Below are 17,310 nucleotides of genomic sequence, written 5' to 3' on the forward strand. Positions count from 1 at the left end.
TTTCGCCTGCGGCACCATCGTAAACGGAGGTCCCCGCGTTCGCGGGGATGACACCGAGTGTGGCGCGCCAACTGCTCGGCCCAGGGCCAGCCAGATACGACAAAGGGGCCCGGAGGCCCCTCTGCGCATACATCCTGCGAAGGATTTCTGGATTAGTTCTTGGCCTTGTCGACGAGGGCGCCGGCCTTGATCACCGCGACGCGCCAGCGCGCATCTCACCAAGCGTGGAGCAAGGCCCCGCTTAGTTCTTGGCCTTGTCGACCAGGGCGCCGGCCTTGATCCACGGCATCATGCCGCGGAGCTTCTCGCCGACTTCCTCGATCTGGTGCTCGTCGGCGAGGCGACGGGTCGCCTTGAAGCGCGAGGCGCCACCCTTGTATTCCTGCATCCACTCGGAGGTGAACTTGCCGGTCTGGATGTCCTTGAGCACGCGCTTCATCTCGGCCTTGGTCTCCGAGGTGATGATGCGCGGACCCGAGACATACTCGCCCCACTCGGCGGTGTTCGAGATCGAGTAGTTCATGTTGGCGATGCCGCCCTGGTAGATCAGGTCGACGATCAACTTCACTTCGTGCAGGCACTCGAAATAGGCCATTTCCGGAGCGTAGCCGGCTTCCACCAGCGTCTCGAAGCCGGCGCGGATCAGCTCGACCAGGCCGCCGCAGAGCACCACCTGCTCGCCGAACAGGTCGGTCTCGCATTCCTCGCGGAAGTTGGTTTCGATGATGCCCGAACGACCACCGCCGACGCCCGAAGCGTAGGCCAGCGCGATGTCCTGGGCATTGCCCGAGGCATCCTGGTGCACGGCGATCAGGCACGGCACGCCGCCACCCTTCTGGTATTCGCCGCGCACGGTGTGGCCCGGGCCCTTCGGCGCGATCATGATCACGTCGACGGTCTTCTTGGGTTCGATCAGGTTGAAGTGCACGTTGAGGCCGTGCGCGAAAGCAATCGCGGCGCCGTCACGGATGTTGGGCTCGATGTCCTTCTTGTAGATATCGGCCTGCAGCTCATCGGGGGTCAGCATCATGATGACGTCGGCCCACTTGGCGGCGTCGGCGACGGACATCACCTTGAGGCCTTCGCCTTCGGCCTTCTTGGCCGACGGCGAGCCCGGACGGAGCGCCACCACGATGTCCTTCACGCCGGAATCGCGCAGGTTCAGCGTGTGCGCATGACCCTGCGAGCCATAGCCGACGATCGCGACCTTCTTGGATTTGATGATGTTGAGATCGGCATCCCGATCGTAATAGACGCGCATGGAAGTCTCCCTTTTGTGCGTTTGGGGGTGCGCCCCCCGATTGAGGTCACGCGGCCTGGTGGACCGCGTAGATGGCAAGGAACTGTTCCGTCGCCCGAGCCGCGTCGCGCGCGATCTCGGCTTCGGTGGGGGTAAAGGTTTCGCCGAGCAGCAGGCGGATCTGCGCGTCGCGCACCACGAGGCCGAAGAAGCTCCGATAGGCTTCCTCGGAACTGTCGAAGCGCAGCAGCCGCGCCTCCCTGCCCGCTTCCAGCACCGGCTTCAGACGCTTGCGGATGGCGAGCGGACCATTCTCGAGCACGATCGCGCCGAGCCCGTGCTTTTCCGCACCGGCATGGCCGATGGCGAGACGATTGAGCGTCACCGAGACGTCGCCGACGATGGTGCCGAGCAGGTCGCGGGCGAACTGCTCGATGCTCTGGCGCAGCGAGGCGGCGTCGAGCCGCCAGCGATCGACCTGCGGCGCCTTCACCTTGGCGGCCTGCCACTGCACCGTCGCAGTGAGCAGCCCATCACGGTCGCCGAACCACTTGTAGAGGGTTTCCTTCGAGCACGAGGCGCGCCGTGCCACCGAGGTCATGGTCAGCCGGTCGCCCTGCTCGACGAGCAGATCCAGCGCCGCCGTCAGCACCTGCTGCTGGCGCGGCGTGAACACCTCTTCGCTGTTGGCAATGGCAGACGCCACGATGACACCCAGGCCCCGCGGGCCCAGATTCGCACCCCGCGAAACCGACGCCCGACCTTCATTGGCACGAACCGTACCGTACGTTACGGTTCGGCGCAAGTGGGGATATCGCCAAACGATATTGGTCGCAAGGCTGGGTTGCCCGATGCAGCCCGAGATGCTGGTATGGCAGTTGCTCAGCCTATGGAGGAAGACCATGAAGACGTCGCTGCCCACTCGTGCCTTCGGCAAGACCGGCATGGAGATTACCCGCCTCGGCGTTGGCGCCTGGGCCATGGGCGGCAACATGTGGGGCCCGCAGGATGACGCGGACTCCGACGCCGCCATTCGCCACGCCATCGAGCTGGGAATCAACTGGATCGATACCGCCGCAGCCTACGGCGTCGGGCACTCCGAGGAGGTGATCGGCCAGACCCTGAAGGCGCTGCCGGCCGACCAGCGGCCCTTCGTCTTCACCAAGGGCGGAGTGATCCGCGACGCCAACGGCCAAAACCCGCGCCGCCTCGCCAACCGGGAGAGCCTCAGGCGCGAACTCGAGAACTCGCTCAAGCGTCTGCAGGTCGAAGCGATTGATCTCTACCAGGTGCACTGGCCGGCCGACGACGTGCCGCTCGAAGACTATTGGGCGACGATGCTGGAGCTGAAATCCGAGGGCAAGGTGCGCCATATCGGGCTCTCCAACCACAATGCCGAGCAGCTGGCGCGGGCCGAGGAGATGGGGCACGTCGAAACGCTGCAGCCCCCCTTCTCGATGATCAAGCGCGAGACGGCCGAGACCATCCTGCCCTGGTGCGCCGCCCATGGCACCGGCGTCATCTGTTACAGCCCGATGCAGGCCGGCCTGCTCACCGGCAGCTTCACGCGGGAACGCGCCGCAGCCCTCGCCGACAATGACTGGCGCAAGACCAATCCGGAGTTCACCGGCGAACGGCTCGACCGCAACCTGACGCTTGCCGCGGCGCTGAAGCCGATCGCCGAAAAGCATGCCACTTCGATCTCGACAGTGGCGCTGACCTGGGTGCTCGCATGGCCGGGACTCACCGCCGCCATCGTCGGAGCACGCTCGCCAGGCCAGGTGGACGGCTGGATCGATGCCGCAACCATCACCCTCGACAGCGATGATCTCGACACCATCGCCAAACTGATCGAGGCGACCGGCGCCGGCCAGGGGCCGGTCAGACCGTAAGCTCTGCATCGACGGGGGACCGATGATCAGCAAGCGCGACTACAGCATCACCGGCCCCGAGGCCCAGCGCGCCATCGAGCGGGGCCTCGCGGCGGCCGAGTGGTACCACACCGAGGTGCCGCGCGCCGTCATGAAAGAGCTGATGCAGCGCTCCGACGGCCCGGCGATCCGCGACAACCTGATCTGGCTCGGCCTGCTGCTGGTGACCGGCATTGGCGGCATCGCCTTCTGGGGCACCTGGTGGTGCGTGCCGTTCTTCTTCGTCTATGGGGTGTTGTACGGCTCGGCCAGCGACAGCCGCTGGCATGAGTGCGGGCATGGCACGGCCTTCAAGACGCCGTGGATGAACAAGGCGATCTACCAGATCGCCTGCTTCATGCTGATCCGTAACCCGACCACCTGGAAGTGGAGCCACGCCCGGCACCACGCCGACACCATCATCGTCGGGCGAGACGTCGAGATCGCGGTGATGCGGCCGCCGGTGCTGGCCCGGGTGATCCTCAGTTTCGTTGGTATCGTCGACGTCTGGTATGCGCTGGGCGACATGCTGCGCAATGCCGCCGGCAACGTCAGTGCGGCGGAAAAGAGCTTCATCCCCAAGGGCGAGTGGCCCAAGGTGGTTCGGGTGGCGCGCATCTGGGTGGCGATCTACCTGGTAACCGGGGTTGCCGCGATCGCCATGCAGTCGATCCTGCCGTTCATGCTGATCGGGCTGCCACGCCTCTACGGCTGCTGGCACATGGTGATGGTGGGGCTGCTGCAGCATGGCGCGCTGGCAGAGGATGTCACCGACCACCGGCTGAACACCCGCACCGTGCTGATGAACCCGATCAGCCGCTTTCTCTATTCGGACATGAACTACCACGTCGAACACCACATGTTCCCGGTAGTGCCCTATCATGCGCTCGAACGGCTGCATGAGACCATCAAGCACGACCTGCCGCCGCCGACGCCCTCGATCCTCGCCGGCTATCGCGAGATGATTCCGATCTGGCTGCGCCAGCTGAGGGGCGAGGATGTCTTTCTGCGCAAGCAACTGCCCGCCTCGGCCAGGCCGTATCGCGAAGACCTTCAGGTCGAGGCACCGATGAGCGGAACCGGCGCGGCGGAATAGGCGTGGCTCGGCTGCTGTGGCGCAGATGCATCAGCAACTGCCGAAGCGGCTTTGTCGCTATTGTTCGCGATTTACACCGCCGCCGCACTTGGCGACCTTGTTTGCGCTTATAGCCGGGGGCGGCGGTATCTTTATGAATTTCTACGCGTGGTTGGCGGCGAAGGTTTTCGCCGCGCTCGGAATTGCCGTGCTGGTGGCAGCGACGATGGGCGCGGCACAAGCGCAGCCCTACCCCGACGTCATGCTGATGAAATCCGGGCCCGAGACCGCAACCCCCGACACCGACATCACCTATACGGTGACGGTTACCAACCTCGGCGATGCGGGCAGCCCAGGCGCCGATGACGCGACCAGCGTGACGATGAGCGACCCGCTGCCGGCCGACACCACCTTCAAGTCGCTGACAAGCCCCAACGGCTGGTCCTGCTCGACGCCGGCGGTAGGCGACAGCGGCGCGGTGAGTTGCACCATCGCCGCGCTGTCCAAAGCCGCCGGAGCGCAGACCTTCAACATCGTCGCCCACGTGGCCGCCGGGACGGCGGGCGGGACCTACCTCACCAACATTGCCACCGTGTCCTCAGCAGCGGACTTCAACGACGAGAACAACAGCTCCACCTCCACAGCCCAGATCCCGGCGCCCTCCGTCGATGTCGGCGTGCAAAAGCTGGCAGCCGAAAATGTTACCGCCGACAGCGACCTCGTCTATCAGCTGACCGTCACCGCCAGCGGCGTCCCGGCAGCCATCACGCTGACCGACATCCTGCCTTTGCCGCTGACCTTCATATCTCTCGACGCGCCTGCGGGCTGGAACTGCACGACGCCGGCCGTGGGCAGCAACGGCACAATCAGTTGCTCGGTGGTAAACTTCACCGCCGGCAATGCCGCCTTCACGCTGACCACGCATGTTCCCGCGGACACCCCTGAAGGTACCTTCATCCAGAACTTCGCCTCCGTCAGCGCGCTGCAGAACGACATCAATCCCGAGAACGACAGTTCGTCCGCCGCCACCACGGTGCAGGGCACGGCCGATCTCGGCATCTCCAAGATCGGTCCGGCGAGCGCCGAACGGTTCGAGGTGTTGAGCTACACCGTGACCGTCAACAATGCCGGGCCCAGCAGCGCCACCAACACGGTGATGACCGACGCCCTGACCGCCGGTCTGGCATTCTCGAGCATCACCAGCCCTTCAGGCTGGAGCTGCGCCACCCCGGCGGTCGGCAGCGGCGGCACCATCACCTGCAGCCGCAACGAGTTCGCATCCGGCGGCTCGGCCAGCTTCACCATCGAGGCGGAAGCCACCGTGGATGGCTCGATCACCAATATCGCGACCATCTCCAGCAGCGATGGCGATGGCAACATCTCGAACAATTCGAGCGCCGCCACTACCGCGGTGACCGACACCGTGGCGCAGGCCTTTGAGGACATGACCCGCGGTTTCGTCGAAACCCGCCAGAAGCTCATCGTCAACGCCATCGATACGCCCGGCCTGCGCGATCGGCATGGCGTCGCGCCGCATGCTTCGCTTGCCGAGGCCAACGGCGATGCGGTGCTGAACTTCTCGGCCCGCACCGGCTCGGCCTGGGATCTCGGCCCGGGCAGCGCCCTGCTGGCCGGTGGGGCCGACGCCCCCCTGAGCTTCTGGATCGACGGCACGTTCACCTTCCATACCCGCGACGAGGCCGACGGCACCCTGAGCCTCATCGGCACGGGTGCAGATTACCTAGTGAACGATCGGCTGCTGGCCGGTGTAGCGCTCTATCTCGACGGCATGCGCGACGTCACCGAGATCGGCCGGATCAGCGGCACCGGCGCGCTCGTCGGCCCCTACATCTCGGCCGAGATCCTCGACAACGTCACGCTCGATGCGAGCGTCTTCTTCGGCCACTCCTGGAACGATGCCAACGCTACGCTGTTCGGCCAGAGTTTCTCCGGCAGCTTCGAGACCGACCGCCTCATCACCAAGGTCGACATCGAGGGAGAATGGCGCGCCGACGCCTTCACCATCAGGCCCAGCGCCAACCTCCGTTACGCCACCGAGACTGTCGGCGCCTACACGGTGACCAATCCACGCGGCGATGTCGTCGATGTCGATGGCTTCACCGCTTCGACCCTCGAGCTGGGTGGAGCGCTGACCGCCGCGCGGACCTTCGCTTTCGGCGACGGGCTCGAGCTGACGCCGACCGTGGGCATCCGCGCCGGCGTCGGCGGAACCGGCGAGGATGTGGGGATCGACAGCACCTATGCCGGCCTCACTGCCGGTATGACGCTGACCGGGCCCGGCTGGACGCTGCGCGCCCTGGCCGACCACGGGATCGACACCACCGGCCTTGCGGCGACGTCGATCCGCGGCACCATGTCCGGGCGCTTCTAGAACGCCCGCCGCACCTCAGGCGGCCGCTGGCCGCTTGAACTTGCGGACCCGGAAAGCCAGCATGATCAGCAACACGCCCGCGAAGATCGAGTAGCCGGCGATCGTCCAGATCAGCGACAGTGCCCCTGCCCCCGGCAGGAACAGCACCAGGGCGCCGAAGGCAATGCTGAGCAGGCCGAACAGGCCGAGCACCCATTCGCCCTCGATCTCCTTGCGCGCCTGAATGGCGCCCCAGATCGTCAGCACGCCGATGATGATCGCCCAGATGCCGATGAAGATGAGCAGGATGAAGGCGGTCATGCCGGGCCAGAAGAAGGCGGCAAGGCCGGCAAGGATGCTGACGACACCACTGATGGCCATCCACCAGCGATGCCCCATGGCCGGCGACGTCGCCCGGCCCGAGATGGCCGCCCACAGCGCGAAGACGCCATCGACCAGCGTGTAGGCGCCCCATAGCAGGGTCAGGGAGATCAGCGTGATGCCCGGCCACAGCATCGCCAGCACGCCGAAGGCAATGGCGGCGATGCCGCGCAACAGCAGCAACCACCAGTTGTCGCCAAGCAGGGCCCGCAGGCGAGGAGGAAATTCCGAAGCTGTCGAAGTCTGCGTCTCGGCCATCATGCTTCTCCACTGGTTGCGGATAGCTCCGGAACTTCCGAGAGCTCCGGTGTCGACACTAGCAGAGTCTCTCGACCTCGAAAAAGTCAAACACCTCCGCTTCTGCTCGGCCGCAAGTACCGCAGCTTCGATCCGGAAACCGGGACCTATCGGGCCGGCTATTGCGAAGTGGCGAGATGATCGGCGTTGCGGAACGCCAGTGCCATGATCGTCAGCACCGGGTTGAAACCGCCATTGGTCGGGTGCAGCCCGCCATCCGAAACGAACAGGTTGTCGTGGCCCCAGACTCGGCCAAATGCGTCGGTCACCGAGTTGGAGGGATCGGTGCCCATGCGGCAGGTGCCGGCCTGGTGCTGCCCACCGGACAGCACGGGGTCGGGCGCGAGGCCCCAGGTCGCCAGCGCGCCGGACGCACGCAGCCAGTCGAGCGCCTTGCCGTGCATGTAGTGCGCGGTGCGCACCGTCTCGGCGTGCACCCTGCCCGACAGCATCGCCACCGGCAGTCCCCACTTGTCGCGCACTGCCGGAGCGATCTGCACCCGGGCTTCGGCATTGGGGATCTCGTGCACCGGTCCGGCGACGCGCAGCACATGGTGGAAGTTGGCGCGCATGAAATCCTTGGCGCCCTGGCCCCAACGCCGTTGCCCGGGCGGCAGCACGTTCTTCCAGAAGATGATCGGCGGCTGCACGAAATCGTCGGCCAGCATGCCGCCGCCGACGAAACCGGGGTTGCCGTGGTTGTAGGCAGTGGTGGCGATGCTGACGCCCGGACCGCGCGAGGCATGGACCGCCTCGTCGAACTGCCCATAGGCGGTGGCGTAGACATGGCCCTGCAGGTTTCGCCCGACGAGGTCGTGCCCATTGCCCAGCCCGTTCGGTTCGCGCGCAGACGGTGAGTTGAGCAGCAGCCGCGCCGTCTCGATCGCGCCACCGGCGAGGACGACCGCTTTGCCGTGCACCGCATGCTCGGCCCCGCTGCTGTCGGCAAACCGCACTCCGGTGACTTTGCCGGCGCCGTCCGTCTCCACCCGCAGCACCATCGCCCCGGTGACGAGGTGACAGCGCCCGGTGGCGAGCGCCCGCGCTATCATGGTGTTCTGCGTGCCGTTCTTGGCGTCGCTCGGGCATGGAAAGCCGACACAGCTGCCGCAGCCGATGCAGGCGTCGCGGCCGTGCCGCGGCTGGCTGTTGATGGCGAGCGGCGGTCGCGTCGTCGTGATGCCGAGCGCATCGGCACCGCGCTTGAGGACGGAGCGCGCCGGGCTGTCCGGTAGCGGCGGCATCGGGTAGTCGCGGGCGCGCAGCCCTTCGTGGCTATGGGCGGCGCCGTCGCCCGCGACGCCGATCTCCCATTCGGCCCGCTCGTACCACGGCGCGAGGTCATCGTAGCCGATCGGCCAATCGACCAGCGACGAGCCTTGCGGGACGCCATAGAGGCTCGCCATCTTGAAATCGGCGCGATGAAAGCGCCAAGCCTGCGCGCCATAGACCAGCGTGCCGCTGCCGACGGCCGAGGCGAGGTTCTGGTAGCCGTTCTCGTGCGGGTGCAGCACCTGCTCGACGCCATCGGCGCCGACCAGTACCCGCGGGTTGCCGTCGAGGTCCGGGCCGGTATTGTGGCCGTAGAGTGCCAGCCGATGGTTGCGCAGGTGATCGCGATAGCCGCTATCGGCATAGTCGCGCTGCAGCCCGCGTTCGAGCAGCAGCACATGCTTGCCGGCTTCGGCGAGCACCCCGGCCGCCACGCCCCCGCCGGCTCCCGCGCCGACGATGATCACGTCATAGTCGAGCGTGCCTGAGAAGGCTTGCGGCGGTCGCCCGTGGCGCGCGGCAGGGCCAGTCGGGCCTTCCGGCAGTCCGTGCTCGTAGCCGACCATCCGCCACGACGCCGCGCTGCGATTGCCGCCATTGCCTGGATCGGCATAGACGCCCTCCGCGACCAGCTCGCACAGCTCACGGAACCACGCCGCGCCATCGACTGCGGCAAGGGCGGCGTCTTTGTCGACATCGGCGAGGCCGACGAAGCCTGGCGGCAGGCCGACGAGGCCGGCCGCGATAGCGGCTCCCAGCTTGGGCCGCGCGGCAAGGATCCCGTCGAGGTAATCCAGCGCCCCCAGGGCGATGGCCCCGCCGTCCTGGTCGGCCGGCATGATGCGGTCGACCACCGCAGCGAGCAGCGCGCGATCCATGTCCCCTCCCCGCCCGACTTCAGTCGGTGAATCGCACGGCGCCGATGTGACCGAGGTTCCGGTTGCGCTGCGCATAGTCGATCCCGTAACCGACGACGAACTTGTCGGGGATCTCGAAACCGATCCAGCGGGCTTTCACATTGGTCTCGCGTCGCGACGGCTTGTCGAGCAGCGCACAGACTTCGATGCGCTTGGGATGGCGCGTCGCGAGGATCTCGAGCACGTGCTTCAGCGTGTAGCCGGTATCGACGATGTCCTCGACCACCAGCACGTCGCGGCCTTCGATCTCGCCGCGCAGATCCTTGAGGATGCGCACTTCGCGGCTCGACTCGGTGGAGTTGCCGTAACTCGAAACCTCGAGGAAATCGACCTCCACCGGCAGGTCGAGCTCGCGCACCAGGTCGGCGATGAAGATGAACGAGCCGCGCAGCAGCCCGACCACCACCAGCTTGTCGGTGCCGGCATAGTGGCTGGAGATTTCCTTGGCGAGCGCCTCCACCCGGGCCGCGATCGCCTTGGCCGAGATCATCTCGTCGATCACGTAGTTCCTGGTCGTCATGCCTACTTCAGTGCCCCTTGGGTGAGTCCGCGCACAAAGTACTTGCCGCCGATCAGATACACCAGCAGCGGCGGAACGATCGCCATCATCACCGTGGCCGCCGAACCGCCGGCCCGCACCCCCATGATCGCCGCGGTGATCGGCTGCTGCGTCCCCGAGGTGAACACCATGCCGTAGAGGTACTCGTTCCAGATCTGGGTGAACTGCCAGATCACCGTGACCGCGATGATCGGTCCCGAGAGCGGCAGCATCACACGCAGGAAGATGCGCCAGAAGCCGGCCCCGTCGACCTGCGCAGCCTTGATGATCTCGGTCGGCACGCCCGTGTAGAAGTTGCGGAAGAACAGCGTCGCAAACGAGATCCCCATCACCGTATGGATCAGCAACAGACCCAGCACGTTGTTCTGCAGGCCGAGCTGACCGATGATCCAGGCCCAAGGCAGCAGCGCGATCTGGCTGGGCAGAAAGATGCCGAGGAAGATCATCACGAAGATGAATTCGGAGCCCCGAAACTTCCACTTGCTCAGCACATAGCCGTTCAGCGCCCCGAGGACGGTGGTGGCGATGGTCGCCGGCACGGTGATGATCAGCGAGTTGAGGAAGTTGGGCCCGAGCCCGCGGCACATGCCGCTGACGCAGGCATCGTTCCAGGCGCGCCGGTAGTTGTCGAACGAAAAACTCTCCGGGATGGCGATGATGCCGTTGCGAAACACCTCCTCGCCATCCCGGAACGAATTGAAGAACACCAGCAGCGCCGGCACTGCATAGACCAGGGCAAACAGCGCCAGCAGGGCATAGATCGCGACGCGCGACACGGCCCACCGGCGACGGGCGCTGGCGCCGTCGCGGTCGGCATAGTCGAGCGTCAGGGCGGTCACGGCAGGGTCTCGTCGAGCCAGGCCACCTGCCGCCGCTCCTGCCAGGTGCCGCCGCCCTCGTGGTTGTTGAAGGTATAGCTCTCGATGGTCTTGGGACCGCCCCAGGCATTGTAGGCGCCATAGACCGTGGAAGGCGGACAGACATCGTCCATCAGCGCCACCGAGAACAGCGCGGCCGCCTTCGAGCGTGCCGAGAAATGCACGCCGTCGAAATAGTTGATGGTGTTGTAGGCGGCGGCCGCCTTCTCGCGATGGGTGGCGAGGAAGCGGACGATCTCCCCATAGGGGTCGCGGCTGGTGAGGCCCACCGCCCGCGGGAAATCGCAGAGGAACGGCACGTCCGGCATCGCCGCTTTCACCTTGGGCTCGAGTCCCGCCACGGCGATCGAGATGCCGCCGCCCTGGCTGCCGCCGACTACGGCGAGCTTTGCCGGATCGGTCTCGGCGCGCCCGAGCACCGCCTCCACCGCGCGCACGCCATCGGTGTAGACGCGGCGATAGTAATAGTCTTTGGGATCGTTGATGCCGCGGGTCATGAACCCGGGATGCGCCGGGAACGACCCGGCGGGATCGGGCGTATCGCCGCGCGACCACGAACTGCCCTGCCCGCGTGTATCCATCACCAGCACGGCGCGGCCGGTGGCCGGCCACAGCAGATGCTCCTGCGGCAACCCGCGGCCACCGCCGTAACCGATGAACTTCACCACGGTGCCGCGCGGCGCCGCACCGGCCGGCTTGATATACCAGCCGCGCACCCGGTCCCCGCCGAAGCCGGAGAAGGTGACGTCGGCGACGTCGAACAGCTTGAGCCCGGTATCGACCGGCTGGAACACCGCCTCCAGCGGCTTGGCCCGCGACTGCTGGAGCGTCTCAGCCCAGAAGCTGTCGAAATCGGCGGGAGCGACGGCGCTCGAACGGTAGCTGTCGAGCTGTGACTGCGGCAGGTCGAAAAACGGCATGATCTCTATCGGGTTCGTTGAGGGATAATGATGGGCTGGAATGGTAGCTGAAGGAAAGCACTACGAAGGGCGGGGCCGCGAGCTGCCGCGCACCACGAGGCGTGGCGTGACGACGAAATGGTCGCCCTGCTGCCGGCCGTCGATCCGCTCGATCAGCAGGCGCGCCGCCTGCAGACCCAGCACCTGGCCGGATTGGTCGACGCTGGTCAGGCTGTTCTGCGCCAGGTCGCAATAGATGGTGTTGTCGTAGCCGACGACGGCGAGATCGCCGGGGACCGACAGCCCCAGGTCCTTGGCGACGCTGAGCGCATGCAGCGCCACCATGTCGGTCCAGCAGAACAGCGCTTCCGGCCGATGCCGGGATTCGAGCAGGTGGCGGACCACTGTCTGCACCTCGCGCGCCGTCTGATCGGCCGGCACGATGTTGATGTGCTGGCCGAGCCCGTGTTCCTTCATCGCTTCGCGATAGCCGCGCTCGCGCTGCACCGTGACCACCACGTTCTTGGTGGGTACGGCGAGCGTCACCATGGTGATGCGGCGATAGCCATTGGCGGCGAGGTGGCGGACCACCTGCGCCGCTCCGGCCACATCATCGTTGTTGGCGGTATCGAGCGTCGCCAGTTGCGGCACATGGTAGCCGACTACGGCCGTCGGGATGCGGACGGAGACCGACTCTGCCGTCTCGGGCGGCATGCGCGGACCGATCATGATCAGGCCGTCCATCTGTCGGTCGATCATCGAGTCGATCAGCGACATCTCGATTGTCTCGGCCGAGCGGCTGACCCCGATCATGGTCTGGTATTGGGTGCGTTCCAGCGCCTCGTTCACCCCAGCAAGAATATCGGCAAAGAACGGATTGCGCATGTCGGGCAACAGGATGCCCAGCGTGTAGGTGCGGCCGCGCATGGCACGGGCGCCGGCATGCGGGCGGTAGTTCAGCCGTTCCATTGACGCCTGAACCCGGGCGCGCAGCGTGTCGCTCACCCCATAGGCGTCGCGCAGCACCTTGGAAACCGCGGCTACCGACACCCCGGCATCGGCGGCGACCGTCTTGATGGTGACTCGGCCGGTTTTCGTTGTTGGCGCCACAGTTCCCCCCGAACCGCCCCCTTCTAGCAACCCGCTTTCCACAACACAACGTGAGCGATTTTGGCGGTTTTTGAGGGCATTTGGCGACTAATGCGCCGATTTGGCGGTTCGTGCGCGAATCCTGCTTGAACAGATTGTGTAGAACGGTATACGTAGAACGTCACACGTTGATCGGCAGCCGCATGGCGCCGCACGGACCGAAACAGGTCCCTGGGAGGATGCAAAAGTGAACGAGACGATGCTCATCCGGGCAGGTGAAGCCGTATCCAGCCAAGGCGCCTGGGTTGCCGACATGATCCACCCCAGCGTCGACCAGGGTGTCGGCACGCAGTCGTCGTTCCTGCGCAAGAGCTTCCACCGCCCCGCCGGCGGCGGCGGCGCGACGCTGCGGATCAGCGCGCTTGGCCTCTACCGCGCCTTCATCAATGGCAAGCGGGTCGGCGACGACCTGCTGACCCCGGGCTGGACCAGCTATTGGGACCGGCTCAGCTTCCAGACCTACGACGTCTCCGGCCTGCTCGAGGACGGCGACAACACCATCGACATCTGGCTGGGCGACGGCTGGTATCGCTCGCGCATGATGTGGCCGCGCAACCAGCTGCTCAACACCTGGGGCGACAAGGTCGGCGCCATCGCCGAGCTGCGCGGCGCCGATGGCGAGCTGATCGTCGGCACCGACGCCAGCTGGCAGAGCGGCCTCGCTCCGATCCTCAAATCCGGCATCTACTATGGCGAGAACTATGACGCCCGCGCCGAGGATGCGCCGGCGAGCGGTACCGCCACGGTGCTTGATGGTTTCGACAAATCGACGCTGCTGCCGGCCGAGACGGCCGGGGTGCATGAGCTTCCTGCCCTGCCGGTGGTCAACTCCTTCGCCGATGCGGAAGGCCGGACCGTCTATGATTTCGGCCAGAATGCCGGCGGCTATGTCGCTTTCACCGTCGAGGGCGAAGCCGGCGCCAAGGTCACCATCGAGCACGCCGAGCTGACCAACCATCTGGGTCAGTTCGACCGCGAGAGCATGCGCTCGGCCGAGGCTCGGGTCGAGTACGTGCTGAAGGGCGGCGGGCCGGAAAGCTATCGCCCCACCTTCAGCTTCTTCGGCTTCCGCTTCGCCCGCGTCGCCATCGAGGGCAAGGCGACGATCAGCAAGATCGAGATGATCCCGATCAGCTCGGCCATCACCCGTACCGCCAACTTCAGTTCGGCCAACCCGCTGGTCAACCGGCTGGTCGAGAACACCGTCTGGTCGCAGCGCTCCAACTTCATCGAGGTGCCCACCGACTGCCCGCAGCGCGACGAGCGACTGGGCTGGACCGGCGACGCGCAGGTCTTTGCCCCAACCGCGTGCTACCTGCACGAGAGCCACGGCATGCTGGTCAAGTATGTACGCGACCTGATCGCCGACCAGCGCGCCGATGGCGCCATCCCGCACGTGGTGCCCGATCCGACCCGCAACCATGAGGATGTGGTGCCGGGCTTTTATGGCTCGACCGGCTGGGGCGATGCCATCGCCGTGATCCCCTGGACGCTCTACACCCACTATGGCGACCGCGCGATCCTCGAGGAAGCGCTGCCGGCCATGGTCAAGTGGAACGACTTCGTCTGGTCGATCAGCGATGGCCCGATCGTCCGGCCGCCAGCCGGCTGGGGTGGGCGCGGCTTCACCTTCGGCGACTGGCTGCAGCCGCAGGGCGATTTCGCCAAGCCCTATCCGACTATCGGCGACGACGCAGCAGCCACGATCTACCTCTACATCTCCTCGCACCTCGCCGCGAAGGCGGCCGAGGTGGTCGGCGACCAGGCCCAGGCCAGGCGGCTCAACGAGCGCGCCGAACTGGTCAGGAAGGCCTATCAGCGCGAGTTCATCACCGCCTCGGGGCGGACCGGCTACAACGACCAGACCTCCTATGCGCTGGGCTTCCTGTGGGACCTGATCCCGCCCGAGCACTACGAGGCGGCCAAAGGCTACTTCAAGGAAACGGTGGCCCGCGCCCACGGGCGCATCGGCACCGGTTTCATCGGCACCCCGGCACTCTTGCCGGCACTGGTCAAGATCGGAGAAGCCGATCTTGCTGCAGCAGTGTTCCTGCAGGAGGGCCTGCCCGGCTGGTTGTTCCAGGTGAAGATGGGCGCCACCACCATCTGGGAGCGCTGGAATGCGCTCAACGAAGACGGCGTGGCGTTCGACCCGCAGATGAACAGCTACAACCACTACGCCTATGGCGCGGTGTGCCAGTGGCTGCTCGAAGGCGTCGCGGGCTTCCGCCCCGATCCGGCCCTGCCGGCCTTCAAGCACATCTTCTTCGAGCCCACCATCATCCCGGCGCTGTCGCCGGTCGCCGCCAACCATGACTCGGCCGCCGGCCGGATCGAGGCGGGCTGGAAGGTCGATGGCAGCAAGGTGATCTACACCATCACGGTGCCCGAGGGGGCCAGCGGCACGCTCGTTCTCGCCCCCGACTATACCGATGCCAGCGTCGACGGCATCGCCGTCAGCGAGCGCGGCACCGACGGAAAAGCGCGCAGCCTGCTCGCGCCCGGAAAGCACAAGGTGACATTCCGGATCAGCAAGCCCTGACGCGGAGGAGCCGGCGGACGGACGAACTGAACAAGAACTGCAACCGGCCGCCGGAGGACCCGTGGCGGCCCCAAGGGAGGAACTATCAATGCTGATGCGCAATCTGACGCGTGCGGCGCTGGCGACCACCGGCATCGTCGTGATCCTTGCGGGCGCCGCGAGCGCGCAGGACAAGGTCAAGCTGACCTTCCTGTTCGACAATGCCCCCTCGACCGTGGCCATGGCCGAGGCCCTGGCTGCCGCCTTCGAGGCCAAGCACCCCAATATCGATATCGAGACCGAGAGCCGCCCCGGTGGCGCCGATGGCGACAACCTGATCAAGACGCGGCTCGCCACCAGCGAGATGGCCGACGTATTCCTCTACAATGCCGGCTCGCTGTTCCAGGCGATCAACCCGGTGCAGAACCTCGTCGATCTCACCGATGAGCCGTTCCAGGCCAACGTGATCGACAGCTTCAAGACGACCCGTCACCGGCACCGATGGCCGTGTCTACGGCGCGCCGATCGGCACGGCGATGGGCGGCCGGCATCCTCTACAACATCCCCATCTACAAGGAACTGGGCCTGTCGGTGCCGAAGTCATGGGCCGAGTTCATGGCCAACAACGACAAGATCAAGGCTGCCGGCAAGGCCGCGGTGATCCAGACTTTCGGCGAAACCTGGACAGCCAGCTGTTCGTCCTGGCGACTTCTAGCAACGTGCAGGCCGCGGTCCCCACCTTTGCGGCCGACTACACTGCCGGCAAGGCCAAGTACGCCACCACTCCTGCCGCCATGAAGGGGTTCGAACGCCAGGAAGAGATCTTCAAGGGCGGCTACCTCAACGAGGATTTCGCTGCCGCCACCTTCCCCGACGGCGTGACCAAGGTCGCGACGGGCGAAGGCGCGCATTACCCGATGCTGTCCTTCGCGGTGCCAACATCAAGGAACTGGCGCCGGAGCACATCAACGATGTCGGCTTCTTCGCCATCCCGGGCGACGACGCGGCCAGCAACGGCCTCACCACCTGGATGCCGGCGGGCCTCTACATCCCCAAGACCTCGCAGCACCAGGCGGAGCCAAGGAGTTCATCGCCTTCGTCGCCTCCATCGAAGGCTGCGATATCCAGACCCAGTCGGCCGGCGCGACCGGTCCATACCTGGTAAAGGATTGCACCCTGCCCGCCGACGTGCCGCCGGTGGTCTCCGACCTGCTGCCCTACTTCCAGGACGGCGGCCACAGCGCCCCGGCCCTCGAGTACCTCTCGCCCATCAAGGGTCCGGCGCTCGAGCAGATCACCGTGGAAGTCGGCTCGGGCATCCGCTCCGCCGCTGACGGCGCCGCGCTCTACGATGAAGACGTCAAGAAGCAGGCCCAGCAGCTCGGCCTGCCCGGCTGGTAAAAGCGCCGATCGCATGTGAAACTCGGCGTCCGGCCCCGTCGTCGGACGCCGATACCCAGGCGCCCCGAGGGCGCCTCGTCAGAGCCTTGAGGAGGGACGGGTATGGCAGTTGCGGTTGCAGAAGGCTCGGCGCCGGTCGCGAGGCCGGCGCGCAAGTCGCGCACGGCGGGGCTCTATCCGAGCTGGTTCTACCTGCCTGCGGCCATCATCTTCGCCGTGCTGTTCATGCTGCCCACCTTCGCGTCGCTGTTCTTCAGCCTGACGCGCTGGACCCTGCAGAAAGCCGATTTCATCGGGCTCGAGAACTTCGCCCAGTTCTTCCGCGAGCCCTTCCTGTTCCAGGGCCTCGTCAACACGCTGATCTACGGCGTTGTCACCTCGAGCTCAAGGTCGTGCTCGGGCTATTGCTGGCGCTGCTCTTGACCTCCGACATCTTCGGC

12 protein-coding genes and 2 pseudogenes are annotated in these 17,310 nt (G+C 66.1%); 6 read left to right on the plus strand and 8 right to left on the minus strand.

What is annotated here, in order from left to right; translation table 11 throughout:
- Positions 1-241: 241 nt before the first annotated feature.
- The gene (gene ilvC / locus APS40_RS24245; protein WP_055049479.1) at positions 242-1,261 is read right to left on the minus strand and encodes a ketol-acid reductoisomerase; all 1,020 of its coding nucleotides are present in this window, start codon (positions 1,259-1,261) and stop codon (positions 242-244) included.
- 46 nt (positions 1,262-1,307) lie between these two features.
- Positions 1,308-1,949: a TetR/AcrR family transcriptional regulator gene (locus tag APS40_RS24250; RefSeq protein WP_055049812.1), complete on the minus strand. Its 642-nt coding sequence runs from the start codon at positions 1,947-1,949 to the stop codon at positions 1,308-1,310.
- A 193-nt stretch (positions 1,950-2,142) separates the two neighbouring features.
- Here APS40_RS24250 and APS40_RS24255 point away from each other — a divergent pair, with 193 nt between their 5' ends.
- From APS40_RS24255 to APS40_RS24265, 3 genes are all read left to right on the plus strand, one after another.
- The gene (locus APS40_RS24255; protein ID WP_055049480.1) at positions 2,143-3,132 is read left to right on the plus strand and encodes an aldo/keto reductase; all 990 of its coding nucleotides are present in this window, start codon (positions 2,143-2,145) and stop codon (positions 3,130-3,132) included.
- A 22-nt stretch (positions 3,133-3,154) separates the two neighbouring features.
- Positions 3,155-4,246 carry a fatty acid desaturase family protein gene (locus APS40_RS24260; RefSeq protein ID WP_055049481.1) on the plus strand — a complete coding sequence of 364 codons (1,092 nt, stop codon included), beginning with the start codon at positions 3,155-3,157 and terminating at the stop codon, positions 4,244-4,246.
- 133 nt (positions 4,247-4,379) lie between these two features.
- Positions 4,380-6,617: a DUF11 domain-containing protein gene (locus tag APS40_RS24265; protein WP_055049482.1), complete on the plus strand. Its 2,238-nt coding sequence runs from the start codon at positions 4,380-4,382 to the stop codon at positions 6,615-6,617.
- Positions 6,618-6,632: 15 nt separating this feature from the next.
- Here the strand turns inward: APS40_RS24265 and APS40_RS24270 are convergent, their stop codons facing one another.
- From APS40_RS24270 to APS40_RS24295, 6 genes are all read right to left on the minus strand, one after another.
- Complete coding sequence (locus APS40_RS24270; RefSeq protein WP_055049483.1) at positions 6,633-7,235, minus strand: HdeD family acid-resistance protein; 603 nt, start codon at positions 7,233-7,235, stop codon at positions 6,633-6,635.
- A 158-nt stretch (positions 7,236-7,393) separates the two neighbouring features.
- Complete coding sequence (locus APS40_RS24275) at positions 7,394-9,424, minus strand: GMC family oxidoreductase (RefSeq protein WP_082434651.1); 2,031 nt, start codon at positions 9,422-9,424, stop codon at positions 7,394-7,396.
- A 19-nt stretch (positions 9,425-9,443) separates the two neighbouring features.
- Complete coding sequence (gene hpt, locus APS40_RS24280; RefSeq protein ID WP_055045113.1) at positions 9,444-9,983, minus strand: hypoxanthine phosphoribosyltransferase; 540 nt, start codon at positions 9,981-9,983, stop codon at positions 9,444-9,446.
- A gap of 2 nt (positions 9,984-9,985) precedes the next feature.
- Positions 9,986-10,861 (minus strand): carbohydrate ABC transporter permease, encoded by an 876-nt coding sequence (locus tag APS40_RS24285; RefSeq protein WP_335338169.1) that lies wholly within the window; start codon positions 10,859-10,861, stop codon positions 9,986-9,988.
- Positions 10,858-11,820: an acetylxylan esterase gene (locus APS40_RS24290; protein WP_055045114.1), complete on the minus strand. Its 963-nt coding sequence runs from the start codon at positions 11,818-11,820 to the stop codon at positions 10,858-10,860. The genes APS40_RS24285 and APS40_RS24290 overlap by 4 nt, the downstream gene beginning before the upstream one ends.
- 60 nt (positions 11,821-11,880) lie before the next feature.
- Positions 11,881-12,909, minus strand: a complete 1,029-nt coding sequence (locus tag APS40_RS24295; protein WP_055045115.1) for a LacI family DNA-binding transcriptional regulator — start codon at positions 12,907-12,909, stop codon at positions 11,881-11,883.
- A 238-nt stretch (positions 12,910-13,147) separates the two neighbouring features.
- Between APS40_RS24295 and APS40_RS24300 the strand changes: the two genes are divergently transcribed.
- The 3 genes and pseudogenes from APS40_RS24300 to APS40_RS24310 form a co-directional block, all read left to right on the plus strand.
- Positions 13,148-15,490 carry an alpha-L-rhamnosidase gene (locus tag APS40_RS24300; protein ID WP_055049487.1) on the plus strand — a complete coding sequence of 781 codons (2,343 nt, stop codon included), beginning with the start codon at positions 13,148-13,150 and terminating at the stop codon, positions 15,488-15,490.
- Positions 15,491-15,584: 94 nt separating this feature from the next.
- A pseudogene (locus APS40_RS24305) lies at positions 15,585-16,870 on the plus strand (ABC transporter substrate-binding protein).
- Between the two features lie 102 nt (positions 16,871-16,972).
- Positions 16,973-17,307, plus strand: a pseudogene (locus APS40_RS24310) (hypothetical protein); the annotation flags it as partial.
- Positions 17,308-17,310 lie beyond the last annotated feature (3 nt).

Source organism: Devosia sp. A16 (assembly GCF_001402915.1).
Classification (GTDB): Bacteria; Pseudomonadota; Alphaproteobacteria; order Rhizobiales; family Devosiaceae; genus Devosia_A.